Below are 13927 nucleotides of genomic sequence, written 5' to 3'. Positions count from 1 at the left end.
TTGCATATAATTTGCTATCTAAATTTAACAATTATTTTAGTAACATGAAAAAGTATATTTCAATCATATGTATTTTTGGATTTCTGATGATCTTCCAGAACTGTTCTTCCCAAACCGCTACCGATTCTCAGAGTGTAACAGCTCTTATTAATTCTGATGATTTTTCTTTCCGTGCAGAAAGAGCAACACCTACCAATTATGACGTTATCAACATTATGAGCTCTATGCCGAATGCTACGGCAACCAGAATTCTGGATCTTTCGGGAAGTAATTATTCTATTGATCTGAGAAAGGATAAGCTTGAAGTAACGCTTCCTTATTTCGGAAGAGTTTTTAACCCTACTTATGGAAACACCACCCAAAACAGTTACAGATTTACTTCAAAAGATTTTACAGTGACTAAATCTCAAGGAAAGAGAGGAAAATCGCTCATCAAAATTAAAGTAAATGACCAGAGCTCGGTAGATGAAATTAATATTGAGGTTTTCAAAAACGGAAAAGCATTTACATCCATCAGAAGCAACGACAGACAGCCGATTTCTTACGACGGATACATTACAAAAAATGAAGTGCAGAAAGAAAAGCTTTAATTTTACTGCTCAGATAAAAATTTTTCAACAAATAATTTTGCTTCGGTACTGGGATTAGAAATCATGGCTGAAGCATTTTTTTTGTGCTGAATGTAGGCTTCTTCAATAGAATTATTTTTTTTCATCATTGTTAAAATATATTCCTGAACCCAATACTCAAAACGCTTTTCTGCCTGTTGAATTCTTACTTCTTCGAAGCGGTTGGTTTTCTTTTTAAGATCTATAAAATCATTGATCTTTTCGAAAACATCATTCAGACCTTCATTGCTTAAAGCGGATCCCAGTAAAACAGGCACTTTCCAGTCTTTTTCTTTTGGCGGAATAAAATCTAAGGCTCTTTTTAATTCCAGTTTGGTATTTTTGGCTTTCTGAAGATTATCCTGATCGACTTTATTGATGAAAATAACATCTACCATTTCCATAATTCCGCGCTTGATGCCCTGAAGTTCATCTCCGCCGCCAATTATTTTTAAGAATAAAAAGACATCCGTAATATCGGCAACCAAAACTTCAGACTGCCCTACTCCAACGGTTTCGATGAGAATATAATCGTAACCTGCTGCTTCGCAGATCATCATGGTTTCAAAAGTGGTATTGGCAACTCCGCCTAAAAATCCTGAACTTGGAGAAGGTCGTATAAATGCATTCTCTTCTTTGGCAAGTTCTTCCATTCGGGTTTTATCGCCCAAGATGCTTCCTTTATTGATGGCTGAACTCGGATCTATAGCCAAAACCGCTACTTTTTTACCATTGGCAATGGCAAGTCTCCCAAAATTTTCAATGAATGTAGATTTTCCGGCTCCCGGAACACCTGTTACTCCTACTCTAACCGAATTTCCCGTGAAAGGCATAATTTGTTTAAGGAGTTCTTCTGCCTGTGTTCTGTGCTCGGCTTTTTTACTTTCAACTAATGTTATGGCTTTTGCGACCAGGCGTTTATTACCCGATCTTATTCCTTCTATTAGCTCTTCTGTAGAAAATTTCATTGTTTCAAAAATAGACAATTAAACGGGAACGGTCAAGAGGGAATGTATTTGATTGCGGAATTTTTTAAGTTGAGTTTTTTTAGATTTGGTTTTCATTACAATGATCAGAAATATTGTAAGTAAACTCTGACCTAGCCCCGATTGGAGTTTTGTCTGAGCTCATTTTATGAATTCGGCGGCAGCTTCGCTGCCGCCGAATTCATAAAATAGCGAGTACGGAAAGCGGGAAAAAGCTTCAAATAAAATATTTAGAATCTAATTTACTCTAACCACCCCGTCAAAAATTCTTCCGAATTTTTGACACCCCTCCAGAGGAGGGGAATTTCTTTATAGTTGGTTTTGTAATTTTTATTTCTTCTAAATTATGTGCAATTTCATCAATGGAAACGGGAATTTCCTACATTTGTTTGAATAAACAGTTAAAAAACATGAAAAAACTTATCGCTGTAGCATCATTTGCTGCCGTTTTACTGGCTTCCTGTACTCCAAAAGCTTCCACAGCAGCCACTCCCGTAGCTTCCACTTCTACAGCAGAACAAATTGCACAAGGAAAAACAATTTTCGAAAACTCTTGCGGAAGATGCCACAAATTACCAAGTCCGGCTTCTCATACTTCGGTTCAGTGGGTAGGAATTATGAATTCGATGGCGCCGAAAGCGAAGCTTACAGATGAACAGCATCAGTGGGTTTACGATTATATCGTATCTGCTAAAAAGTAAATCACAACAAAATATTTTTATGAAGAAACTGATTTTAGGTATTGTTTTAAGCGTTGCGGGAATGTTAATTTCCTGCGGACCAAAAAGTACAGCGGTAACAGGACCGAAATATACTTCATCCGAACAATTGGCACAGGGGAAAACAATTTTTGAAAACTCCTGCAACAGATGTCATAAATTGCCTGATCCTGCAAAACACGACGATCAGGGCTGGATCAATACGCTCAGCAGAATGGCTCCTAAAGCTAAACTGAGTGACGACCAGCATCAAATGGTTTATGATTATCTAATTTCAGCAAACAAAAAATAGGCTTCACATGAAGTCTATTTTTATTTTGGATTCTTCTTTATATTTTTAACACAAAAAGCGCGAAGTTTTTTTGATTTCTAATCTGTTTATTTTTCGTTCGCAAAGGCGTTTCACTCAGCGAATGAAAGCACTGAGAGAAAAAATTGATAAGCAAAGCGGATTGACGATTTATTGTTCACTTATTTAATTTCAATTCCTAAACCTGATTTTGTAGATAAAATAATTTTTCCGTTTTTAACGAAACTTCCTGTCGCATAGTCATTTGAGATTAAATTCGCGCCGTCCAGATCGGCATAATCAACAAGTGCGGTTAGATTGCAGGCAGCAGAAATTCCGACGGTAGATTCCGTCATGCAGCCAATCATGACTTTGTAGTCTAATTTTCTGGCTTTTCTGGTCATTTCCAATGCAGGAGTAAGCCCGCCACATTTCATTAATTTGATATTGATGCTTTTATAATAGGGAGTTAATTTGTCTAATGATTCTAAATTCTGACAATCTTCATCTGCCATCCAGTTTGCAAAACCTTCTTTTTCTAAAATTTTATAATTATTGATTGGTCTTGGCTGCTCGAGATAAGAAAATTTTTGAACTTCAGGATTATTCTGAAGCCAAATGCAATCTTCATCCGTAAAACTTGCATTGGAATCTAAAGCAATATTTCGGTTTAACTGTAATAGTTTTTCAACATCATTTTTATTTAAGCCTTTACATTTTACTTTGAATTTATTCCATGAGCTTTTTTCGATTTTTTCAATCTGATGATCGATTTCACCAACAGAAATGGTAATGGAACTTTCAACTAATTTATCTGACGGAAGATGATTTAATTCAATAAAACTTTTGTTTTCCAGCTTACCGAAAAGATCCCAATACGCACAATCCAATGCAGAAAGTAAAAACGGAGGCAGATTTAAATTCGATAAAAATGTAAAAAAATGTTTTGGATGAATTATCTCCTGACTTTCAATGAGAATCTGAATTTCTTTTAATTTTAAAACAAAACTTTGAAGATCAATCCTGTAATAATCGATGGTTACACATTCTCCGTAACCTTTGCAATTCTGATGAGATAATTCTATGAGCAAGGCTTCCCTCTTATCATAGTTTCCATAAGCAATTGAAAATGTTTCTTTTAAATATAACAGTCTGCGTTCGAATCTTAATTCCATTATTAAAAATACGAAAAAGGAGACTTATTTTGTCTCCTTCTCTTTTTTAGTTTTCTTTTTTCTCGGCATTTTTGATTTGACGAATTTCTTGCGGTCTTTCACCACATTCAAACTGTATTCTGTAAAACAGTATTTTGCAGATTCATCTAAAAATTTCAAAGCATTGGCAAAACTTCCTCTTTTTTCGGAAAGTAAAGCTCTGTAAAACCATAAGGTTGCTTTGTCAATTCCCTTGATTTTCAATGAAAAATCGATCAATTTTTCTGCTTCCTGATAATCTTCGTTGTCCAGAAGACATTTAATATAATATTGCGGTGTATTAAGATTCGTCACGTCACACTGCATGGCTTCTTCAAAGTACAGCTTTGCCTTTTCATAATCGAATAACATTTCGCTGTATATTCTTCCCATCAGACACAGACTGTCTGCATCTTCAGGATCATAAGACAACGCATAGTTTAATGCTTCCAGACACTCCGGCAAACTGTACGGGTAATTGTCTAAAGCCTCAAAATAGTATTTATTTTTAGTTAAGGTCATTTTTGTAGTTTTTTAATTCGTTTTTCAGTTGACTTCTCTGTTTTTTGAATGATTTGTCTTCATAACTCTTTTTAAAGTCGGTTCCGGAAAATGTACGAATCGGATTTCCACGCTGAACATTCAGATTGTTATTCCAAGTTTCCTGCATTCTCTTTTGAAGCTGGATGATATTCTGTTCCAGGACTTTTGCTTTAAGTCTTTCAATCGAAAGTTTTTTATTTTCCAACTGTGAACGCGAATCCTGAACGAAAACACTTTGTCCTGTCGGAATGTGCGTTGCTCGAACTGCGGTATTTACCTTATTTACGTTTTGTCCGCCGCTTCCCTGACTTCTGGTTGTCTGAAACTGAATGTCCTTTTCATTAAAATTGATTTTCTCCAATCCTTCCAGTTCAAAAACGCCAATAAACCAATTGCTTCTTTTATGCAATTTCCGGAATGTACTTTTCCCGATCCAGCAAATGCTTCCTAACCAGCTATCTAAAAATCCATTAAGATTTTTTGACTGTAAAAGCAAAGTCACCGATTTTAACGTGAGGTTTTCATCGCCATTTTCACGGTGAATAATTTCGTAATCTATATTGTTATCTTTTGCCTCTTGAAGAAAGTGTTTCAGAACTTTTGCCACCACCCATTGGCATTCTAAAGGTCCTCTTCCTGAGGTTATTTGTATGAGTTTTTCCATTTTTGTAAAATTTTTAAAATTGCCTCTCTGTTTTTGGCTTCTTTAATAAATGTCGGTAATCTTTCTACCATTCGCATTCTGTAAGGTAATCTTGTTCTTAAATCTGATGAAACATAATTCTCCATTTCCAACAGATGCTCTCTGTTTCTCGCCCAGAATAATTTCCCTTTAAAATCTGTCTGAAAATAATACGGACAACCGAAAACAGGATCGTGAATTAAACCTTCTTCTTTGGGAAAAGAATTCAAATACTTTTCAGTTTTTGGCTGAATTTGAAATTGAGAATCACATTCATCGCATTTTACATTACTTATTTTAGGCTTTTCTTTTAAGTTGCCTTGCTCATAACGAATGGGATGTGCACAAATCGGGCAGTAAAGATTGACAAAAGCTTTGTACACCACAAGATCTAATGCATTCTTCTGTAAATCGCAATGTCTGCATTTCAGAACTGCCTGTTTATAATTGTGTTCATTTTCCACGACAGCATCTTCACCGCAATCCGGACAGACTACGAGAAGGTTTTCGTAATATCTGAAATGTTCCTGTTTGTATATTTTTTTCATTTCAATCTATTTCGGCATTTCACTTAATTTCGGATGACCGATAGGATCAATCCTTTTTTCCAGTAAATCTTTTGCAGCCATAACTGCCCAACATTTATCGCTGGAATGAATGTTTCTGTAGAACGTGAGCAAAACTTCAGGCTTTACGACGGTAAATCCGTTAGCTTCAACAGTTTCAAGATCATTTCTTTCAAAGAAATCGATTGTGATCCTGTGGAATTTTCCGTTTTCCAGCTCAACTGTTTTCTCATATCTTCGGAAATTCTCTTCGCTCTGAAGATGATCGTATCTTGTCCAGACCTTTTGGAAACCTTCCTGCTGTAGGATGATGACAACTTCTGCGACGTTTTCTTTTTTCACAAAAACATCAATATCCTTATGGTCGTGCGCGTGCTTGTATTCCGTATGTCCGGGTTCAGACATAAAATGCCACGCCCAACCTCCTGAAATAATAATTTTATCTTTTAATTTTTCTAAAATTTCGAGTCCGCTTTGAATCCTAAATTCCGGCCAGACTTCACCGTATCTTTTTATATTATGTGGTGCTCCCATTTTTTTTGTTTTTTGTTGGCGGTTGATGGTTGTCAGTTGATGGCGTTAAAAATTCTAAGAACCATCAACCAAAAACTAACAACCATTTTACTTATCCATTCTTACCATTCTCGGCTGGAAAGTTCCCAGAATATCGACCAGTTCACTTTGTGCATTCATCACTTCGTTGATGTCTTTGTATGCCATCGGTGCTTCTTCTGCATTTCCGCCCATTAAGGTGACATTCTTTAATTTTAATTCTTTTTTAATATCATTTTGAGTAAAAAGGCTTCTGCATTCACCTCTTGAATGGGCTCTTCCGGCTCCGTGAGAAGCGGAATTCAGAGAATCCGGATTTCCTTTTCCACGGACGATAAATCCTTTTGCCGTCATGGAACCGGGAATCATTCCCAATTCGTTTTCATTTGCCGGAGTTGCTCCTTTTCGGTGAACGATTACTTCTTTTCCGTTGTGGATTTCTTTCCATGCAAAATTGTGATGGTTTTCGATCTTTGCTTTTACTCTTCCTCCTACCGCTTTTACAAGTCTTCTGTGAATATCGTCATGACAGGCTGAAGCGTAATCTCCCGCCAGATTCATTGCGGTCCAATATTCTAATCCGAGATGAGTATTCAGATCCAGCCACGCAAATTGTTGAGCTTCTTTCGGCAACGGACACTGTTCTGCCGCAACTCTGGAATAATACTGAGCGATTTCTGCTCCCAACCCACGCGAACCGCTGTGCGAAAGGATTCCGAGGTATTTTCCTTTCGGAAGTCCGATCTGTTCATCTTCTTCCGTAATTTCAACTTCTCCGAATTCCACAAAGTGGTTTCCGCCGCCCGAAGTTCCCATTTGTTTGATGGCTTTTCCTTTTAATCTTCTTAAAATCGGAATCATATCGAAGGTATCTCTGTCGAAAATTTCATGGTCGACGTGAGATTTGTGTATTTCGTACATTCCGAATTTGGTATGTTCGGCAAGGGCTTTTTCATATTTATCTCTTGCTCCTTCAAGATATGAAATCGGCGTATCCAAAATACTGAGACTCATTCTGCAGCCAATATCCATCCCGACTCCGTAAGGAATTACGGCATTTTCTACCGCAAGAACGCCTCCGATCGGAAGCCCGTATCCGCTGTGCGCATCGGGCATCAAAGCTCCCTGTGTTGAAATTGGAAGTTTGAGCGCGGTGTATAATTGATTTTTTGCTTCATCTGAAATATTGTTTCCGAAAATATTAAATGTCGCCCGATGGGTATTGAGCATTCTTTTCTCGGTTTTCCTGGATGAAAGCAAAGCTTCCGCAATCTGTCCGAAGGTTAAATCTTTTTCAAAATTTTCGGGATTCACCAGAATATCTTTTAGAATAGATTTGACGTGATGGATGTTTTTTGTGGCAAAGTTCCTTTTCATCACTTCCAAAGCGATGTTGACACTCTGGTTATTCGGATAGCCTAATTTTAATATATCTTTTCCTTTAAGTTTTAAATTTCCCATTGTTTTTGTTTTAATTGTCTTCCCAAACGACAAGGCATTTCTTATCCTGCCAGAATTTTTCTAATGTCATATTGGGATTTCCTGTTACTTTAATGGTAAGAGGACTAAGTCTTACACTGAGTTTATGAGATCTGCTTCCATACGTTCCTATGTCTACCATCTCATTACCCAAGAGTGTAAGTTTTTTAGTTTTTAAATATTTATAAATAGCAGGAACCTGTAAATCTGTTCCTCCCGTCATTTCCGCATGTGGATTCCGTAAGGCTTTGGCTGTATGAATAAGCTCTGATAAATCTTGTGGATGATTTTCAAAATGTTCTTCATAGCTTTTATAATAGATGATTTCCAAAGCATCTTCCTGCGCTACAAATTCATTATTTATAAAATATCCGATCTGCCAGTTTTCGCCATATTTACGGTTCCACTCCTGCTGCCGTTTCAGCTGTTGTTTTGTATTTCCTGCTTTTCCTATTTTTCTTTCTGCAACTTTCCAGGTCATCGTTTAATGTTTTTTTTGATGATTTCTCCGAAAAACTAAAATTCTCCGTCTGTAAATATTTCTACAAGCTCTTCTGCGGAGATCCTATAATTAAAATATTTTCTCACGTTAGTTTTCCTTTTGTATTTATCCCTCCATTTATCCGGTTTTCCATAAATGTTTTTTTGAATAATCCCTATTACTTTGTGCTGATTTAAATAGGAGTCTAACGCATTATATTCTCTTTCTAAATCCTCATCTAAAGGTTTATAGTGCGTAATGATATTCGGTCTTACTCTCAATACAAATCTCCACGGCTCGATGAATTCATAATATTCTTTAATCAGTTTTTTGTTATAAGCGTAATATTCTCTTTTTACAAAATACTGCCTTTCGCGTTCCGTTAAACCAAACTTTGGATTATCCCATTCCCAGGGAAGAACGTTTACAGTTTTCTGTTCTTTTTCCACGTAAATTCTTCGTCCGTATTTTCTTTTCTTTTTTAGAAATTTTCGGGTGTCAGAGTACATTTCCGTATTGATTTTCTTTAAAAGATTTTCGAAGAAATCGCCATCTTTAGAACGTTTTACATCATCTCTCACAACAAAAAATCTTACAAATCCTTTCTGATAAGGTTTTTCCAGCGGAATGAGCGGAATATTCCTTCTTAATTTCCAGACTTCTCTATGACGTTTATATTTTTTACGTACTTGTTTTTCTACATCTTTTTTTATAATTCTTTTTCTGCTCCTAAGAGTTTTTATCCGGGAATACAGAAGGTTATCTTTTTCCATTAATTCAGCATTAGAAGTGAGGTTCAGAAATGTTATTTTCTAAACTTCATATTACATTTCGCCAGGCAAAATATTGGCTGACTTTATCTAAACCTCATAGGTTTTAAAAACCTATGAGGTTTCTTCAATGGCATCTCTTTCTAGCCCAGATTGCAGCGGCATCCTTTTTTGTGGCGACCGGAGCGAAGCGCAGGTCGTAACAAAAAAGATACAGCGGAAAGCTGGAAATAGCTTCAGATAAAAATCATCTGCTAATTCGAAAGAAATCCTAAATACTAAAAAGATTTTCGGGAAAACTGTTTTTGAGTTTGAAATATTGCGCAATAAAAAACCCGAAATCTCTACGACTTCGGGTTTTGATATTTCATTGTACTGTTATTCTAAGAGTGTACCAAACCACGAAGCCTCGCCTTTGCAAAAGGCAATCCTACTGTTGAAAGCTGATTGGATATGAACATTGCTTCGTTGTTTTTAAATGGTTAAACTTTATTTTACGCTGCAAATATATACATTTTTCTGAATATCAAAATTATTTTTCGGTTTTTTTATCGAATCTGTAATGTTTTTTTCATGGAGACTGCTCTTTTCAACAATCTCTCTTTGTGACTTGAGAGCTAAAATGAAAAAAATAAAATTAATTTTACTAAAATAAATAAAAAGGTATAATATTTGCCTATAAAATTTTACATCTTAACAAATAATATTATGAGAAATTTCTTTAAACCTCTACTATTTTCGGGAGTCGCCATGCTGTGCATTATCTCCTGCGACGACAATGATGACAACATGATGACTGAGAAGACCACGTATGAACTGGTTTCTTCAGACAGTAATTTAAGCAGTTTAAAAGCTGCCATCGACAAAGCAGGTCTTTCTGCAACTCTTAACCAAAGCGGAACTTTTACATTATTCGCTCCAACAAATGCCGCTTTTGCAACTTTTTTACAGGCAAACGGATATGCAAGTCTTAATGACGTTCCTACGGCGGCATTAAAAACTTTGCTGATGAACCACGTTTTGAATTCTGAAGTAAAAGCAGCAGCAATTTCTACCGGCTATGTTTCTACTCTTGCTATGGGATCTGCTTCTTCCACAAGACCGATCAGTATGTTTATCAATACGAATGGCGGTGTAAAAATTAATGGGGTATCGAATGTTGTTGCCACAGATATTTATGCCAACAACGGAGTGATCCACAAAGTAGATGCGGTAATCGGTTTGCCAACTATTGTTACTCATGCAACGGCAAATCCTCAGTTTACGTCTTTGGTTTCTGCTCTTACAAGAAGTGATATGCCGAATTTTGTTGGAATTTTAAGCGGAACTGCCAATTCTCCGTTTACGGTTTTTGCGCCTACCAACAGTGCTTTCTCTTCTCTTCTTACTGAAATTGGAGCGGCTAATATAGCAGCTATTCCAAAAACGACTTTGGAAAATACTTTGAAATACCACGTCGTTACCGGAGCCAATGTAGGATCTAATAATCTTACAAACAATATGATGGTTCCAACTTTCCAGGGTGGAAGTTTTAAGATTACCACAACGGGCGGTGCTAAGATTACAGATAACAACAACAGAGTTTCTAATATTATTGTAACCGACGTACAATGCAGCAACGGAATTATCCATGCAATTGATAAAGTTTTGCTACCCTAATTGTTTTTTTTCATATAATATTTAGCAAAATAGGCTGCCTCATTTCTGAAGCAGCCTATCTTATTTTTTAATTTTTACATTTAATCTTTAGATCCCAGATCATCCATCGGATCGTCCATTCCTTTAATGATATTGGAATGATAAACTCTTTCTGATCCTAAGAAGTAAATATTGTGTCTTGCTTTTGCAATAATTCCGTTGTATTCCTCTTCCGTCATTCCTTCAGGAATATCTGTTTTTTCTTCCGCTGGTTTTCTGTATACCTGCAAAGCTCCGTTTTTATTCAGGATTGAATTTGCAGAAACGGCCTCTTCCAGATTATCTGCGTATACAATCACATTATTTTTTCCGATGCTGTGCTTTCTGTACGCATCAAGCATTTCGTCATCATGCGCAAAAGTATATTCGAAAAACCCTTTGGTCTGCTCATCTTCCTGATAATTGTCGGTTGACAGTCCGCTTTCAAGGTTTGATCTGGAAATAATGATATTTGCATCGTCAAAACCGTTGTTTTTTAAATCTTTTTTAATCTCTTCTGTATCTACTGTTACAGGAAATACCGAAACTACTGTATAAGCCATAATATTTTGTTTTTTGATTATGGGGTACAGTACAAAAGCTGTGCAATTTATCTGGTGAAAAGGTTAATTTAATTTAAAAATTTATCCAGAATATCTACTGCGCACTTTGGAAGATTGGTTCCCGGACCGAAAATAAAATCTGCTCCGTTCGCATACAGGAATTCATAATCCTGCTGAGGGATTACCCCTCCCACCACAATGGTAATATCGTCTGCTCCGAGTTTTTTAAGCTCCTCAACAACCTGCGGAACCAAAGTTTTATGACCTGCTGCCAAAGAAGAAACTCCCAGAATATGAATATCATTTTCTACCGCCTGTTTTGCCACTTCTTCCGGAGTCTGGAATAATGGTGCCACATCCACATCGAATCCCATATCTGCAAATGCGGTTGCGACTACTTTTGCTCCCCTGTCGTGACCGTCCTGTCCCATTTTGGCGACCATTAATCGTGGACGGCGCCCTTCTTCCTCCTCAAATTTCTGAGTAAGGTGTAAGGCTTTTTCAAAATATTCGTTTTTCCCTGCGTTCATGGCGTAAACTCCTGAAATTGTTCTGATATTGGCTTTGTATCTCCCGAAACTTTCTTCCATCGCATCGCTCATTTCTCCCAGCGTTACTCTTCTTCTTGCGGCTTCAATACATAAGGCTAAAAGATTTCCTTTTCCTGATTTGGCACTTTCACGGATCTCATTTAAAATCTCATTCACCGCGTCAGAATTTCTTTCTGCCTTTATTTTATTTAATCTTTCGATTTGCTTTCTGCGGACTTCCGTGTTGTCGATATCCAGGATTTCAATGGCATCCTGCTTCAGTTCTGATTTGAAAGAATTAACCCCGATGATAAATTCTTCACCACTGTCAATTTTCGCCTGTTTTCTCGCTGCCGCTTCTTCAATCCTCATCTTCGGAATTCCGGCTTCAATGGCTTTTGTCATTCCACCCTCTTGTTCCACCTCATCAATGTATTTCATGGCTTCTTCAATCATTTGCTGAGTCAGAGATTCAACCAAATTACTTCCGCCCATCGGATCTACGACATCGCAGATTCCGCTTTCCTGCTGAAGAATAATCTGTGTATTTCTTGCAATTTTTGCTGAATAATCTGTAGGAAGCGCAATCGCCTCATCTAAAGCATTCGTGTGAAGAGACTGTGTTCCGCCCAGTGCAGAAGACAATGCTTCAATTGCTGTTCTCGTAATATTATTAAATGGTTCCTGTTCCGTTAAAGACCAGCCTGAAGTCTGTGAGTGTGTTCTTAAAGCTAAAGATTTCGGATTCTGAGGATTAAACTGCTTTAATAATTCAGCCCAGATATATCTTGCTGCCCTCATTTTGGCAATTTCCATAAAATGATTCATCCCGATTGCCCAGAAAAAGGAGAGTCTCGGTGCAAAATCATCGACATTCATTCCCGCTTTTATTCCTGTTCTTACATATTCCAATCCATCGGCAAGCGTGTAAGCCATTTCCAGAACCGGAGTGGCTCCTGCTTCCTGCATATGATAACCGGAAATTGAGATGGAATTGAATTTCGGAATATTCTGAGAAGTATATTCAAAAATATCGGCGATGATCTTCATCGAAGGTGCAGGCGGATAAATGTAGGTATTTCTCACCATGAATTCCTTCAGAATATCATTCTGAATGGTTCCTGAAAGCAAATCCTGAGAAACGCCCTGCTCTTCTGCCGCCACAATATAGAATGAAAGAATTGGCAGAACCGCTCCGTTCATCGTCATGGAAACCGAAATCTGATCCAAAGGAATTTCATTGAATAAAATTTTCATATCCTCCACAGAATCAATTGCTACTCCCGCTTTTCCAACATCGCCCACAACTCTCGCGTGATCGGAATCATATCCTCTGTGTGTCGCCAGATCGAAGGCTACCGAAAGCCCTTTTTGTCCCGCCGCCAGATTTCTTCTGTAAAAAGCATTGGATTCTTCTGCTGTGGAAAAACCTGCATACTGACGGATTGTCCATGGCTTCTGAACATACATTGTAGAATACGGACCTCTTAAATAAGGTGCAATTCCCGGAGAAGTCTGCGTTAATTCCTGATTTTTAACGTCTTCTGCCGTATAAGAAGATTTTAACTGTAAGCCGTCTTTCTCAAAAGGATAGACCTCTGTTTTCTTTTCGGTAATAGTGAATTGAGGAGTTTTATTCTGAACTGCCCTTCTCATAATTTCAGATTTAATAGATGGCTAAAATTACACATTTTTGAGGGAATATTTTTTAAATAAAAAAAGCGAAACTGCAAAACTGCAAAATCGCTTTTTATGTACTCATTAATCGTCATTTTCCAATATCAATTAAAGAAATAAGTCAAAACTACAAACAACTGCTATAACCTTCTTCTGAAATTTAATGAAGAGGAAAAACATTTCCCTCCTGTAATGGCGGTTTTCATATCTGTACGTTATATTCTTGCGTCAGTAAGTTATATTCTCGCACCGGTAAGTTATATTCTCGCACCCGTATTTAATATTCTTGCACCAGTAAGTTAGATTCTTGCATCAATAAGTTAGATTCTTGCACCCGTATTTAATATTCTTGCACCAGTAAGTTAGATTCTTACACCAGTATTTTATATTCTTGCATCAATAAGTTAGATTCTTGCACCCGTATTTAATATTCTTGCACCAGTAAGTTAGATTCTTACACCAGTATTTTATATTCTTGCATCAATAAGTTAGATTCTTGCACCCGTATTTAATATTCTTGCACCAGCAGGTTTATTTCTTTTGTCTTGAATGAAGATCTGTACAATACTACTGAATCAACGTAGTAATGAATAATACATTAATTCAGTAGCT

15 protein-coding genes are annotated in these 13927 nt (G+C 36.9%); 4 read left to right on the top strand and 11 right to left on the bottom strand.

What is annotated here, in order from left to right:
- Positions 1-44 precede the first annotated feature (44 nt).
- Positions 45-590 carry a DUF4251 domain-containing protein gene (locus AC52CF_RS00170; protein ID WP_214587607.1) on the top strand — a complete coding sequence of 182 codons (546 nt, stop codon included), beginning with the start codon at positions 45-47 and terminating at the stop codon, positions 588-590.
- Between the two features lie 2 nt (positions 591-592).
- Here the strand turns inward: AC52CF_RS00170 and meaB are convergent, their stop codons facing one another.
- Positions 593-1576 (bottom strand): methylmalonyl Co-A mutase-associated GTPase MeaB, encoded by a 984-nt coding sequence (gene meaB, locus AC52CF_RS00165; protein ID WP_214587608.1) that lies wholly within the window; start codon positions 1574-1576, stop codon positions 593-595.
- Positions 1577-2004: 428 nt separating this feature from the next.
- Here meaB and AC52CF_RS00160 point away from each other — a divergent pair, with 428 nt between their 5' ends.
- Together AC52CF_RS00160 and AC52CF_RS00155 are read left to right on the top strand one after the other, a co-directional pair.
- Positions 2005-2295: a c-type cytochrome gene (locus AC52CF_RS00160; RefSeq protein ID WP_214587609.1), complete on the top strand. Its 291-nt coding sequence runs from the start codon at positions 2005-2007 to the stop codon at positions 2293-2295.
- A 19-nt stretch (positions 2296-2314) separates the two neighbouring features.
- Positions 2315-2605 carry a cytochrome C gene (locus AC52CF_RS00155; protein ID WP_214587610.1) on the top strand — a complete coding sequence of 97 codons (291 nt, stop codon included), beginning with the start codon at positions 2315-2317 and terminating at the stop codon, positions 2603-2605.
- A gap of 179 nt (positions 2606-2784) precedes the next feature.
- Here the strand turns inward: AC52CF_RS00155 and AC52CF_RS00150 are convergent, their stop codons facing one another.
- From AC52CF_RS00150 to AC52CF_RS00115, 8 genes are all read right to left on the bottom strand, one after another.
- Positions 2785-3777 carry an enolase C-terminal domain-like protein gene (locus AC52CF_RS00150; protein ID WP_214587611.1) on the bottom strand — a complete coding sequence of 331 codons (993 nt, stop codon included), beginning with the start codon at positions 3775-3777 and terminating at the stop codon, positions 2785-2787.
- Between the two features lie 24 nt (positions 3778-3801).
- Positions 3802-4317 carry a tetratricopeptide repeat protein gene (locus AC52CF_RS00145; protein WP_214587612.1) on the bottom strand — a complete coding sequence of 172 codons (516 nt, stop codon included), beginning with the start codon at positions 4315-4317 and terminating at the stop codon, positions 3802-3804.
- Entirely contained in the window at positions 4304-5002 is a 699-nt protein-coding gene (prfH, locus tag AC52CF_RS00140; RefSeq protein ID WP_214587613.1) for a peptide chain release factor H, read from the bottom strand. The genes AC52CF_RS00145 and prfH overlap by 14 nt, the downstream gene beginning before the upstream one ends.
- A complete protein-coding gene (locus tag AC52CF_RS00135; protein WP_375180716.1) occupies positions 4981-5568 on the bottom strand; it encodes a hypothetical protein in 588 nt (195 codons plus the stop codon). Before AC52CF_RS00135 ends, prfH begins: the two co-directional genes overlap by 22 nt.
- 6 nt (positions 5569-5574) lie before the next feature.
- Positions 5575-6120 carry a nucleotidyltransferase family protein gene (locus AC52CF_RS00130; protein WP_076394118.1) on the bottom strand — a complete coding sequence of 182 codons (546 nt, stop codon included), beginning with the start codon at positions 6118-6120 and terminating at the stop codon, positions 5575-5577.
- 87 nt (positions 6121-6207) lie between these two features.
- Positions 6208-7599 (bottom strand): RtcB family protein, encoded by a 1392-nt coding sequence (locus AC52CF_RS00125; RefSeq protein WP_214587615.1) that lies wholly within the window; start codon positions 7597-7599, stop codon positions 6208-6210.
- Between the two features lie 10 nt (positions 7600-7609).
- On the bottom strand, positions 7610-8098 hold the full coding sequence (locus AC52CF_RS00120; RefSeq protein WP_214587616.1) for a hypothetical protein: 489 nt from the start codon (positions 8096-8098) through the stop codon (positions 7610-7612).
- A 35-nt stretch (positions 8099-8133) separates the two neighbouring features.
- Positions 8134-8871, bottom strand: coding sequence for a hypothetical protein (locus AC52CF_RS00115; protein WP_375180715.1), 738 nt, complete (start codon positions 8869-8871; stop codon positions 8134-8136).
- A gap of 705 nt (positions 8872-9576) precedes the next feature.
- Here AC52CF_RS00115 and AC52CF_RS00110 point away from each other — a divergent pair.
- Positions 9577-10527, top strand: coding sequence for a fasciclin domain-containing protein (locus AC52CF_RS00110; RefSeq protein ID WP_496517701.1), 951 nt, complete (start codon positions 9577-9579; stop codon positions 10525-10527).
- An 80-nt stretch (positions 10528-10607) separates the two neighbouring features.
- On the opposite strand, the gene AC52CF_RS00105 is transcribed toward AC52CF_RS00110, so the two are convergent.
- A complete protein-coding gene (locus AC52CF_RS00105; protein WP_336730833.1) occupies positions 10608-11108 on the bottom strand; it encodes a hypothetical protein in 501 nt (166 codons plus the stop codon).
- A 68-nt stretch (positions 11109-11176) separates the two neighbouring features.
- The gene (scpA, locus tag AC52CF_RS00100) at positions 11177-13294 is read right to left on the bottom strand and encodes a methylmalonyl-CoA mutase (protein ID WP_214587620.1); all 2118 of its coding nucleotides are present in this window, start codon (positions 13292-13294) and stop codon (positions 11177-11179) included.
- Positions 13295-13927 lie beyond the last annotated feature (633 nt).

This window comes from Chryseobacterium sp. 2P, assembly GCF_059579425.1.
Note: the sequence above shows the minus strand (reverse complement) of the source record. Positions and strands in the feature narration are given on the sequence as shown.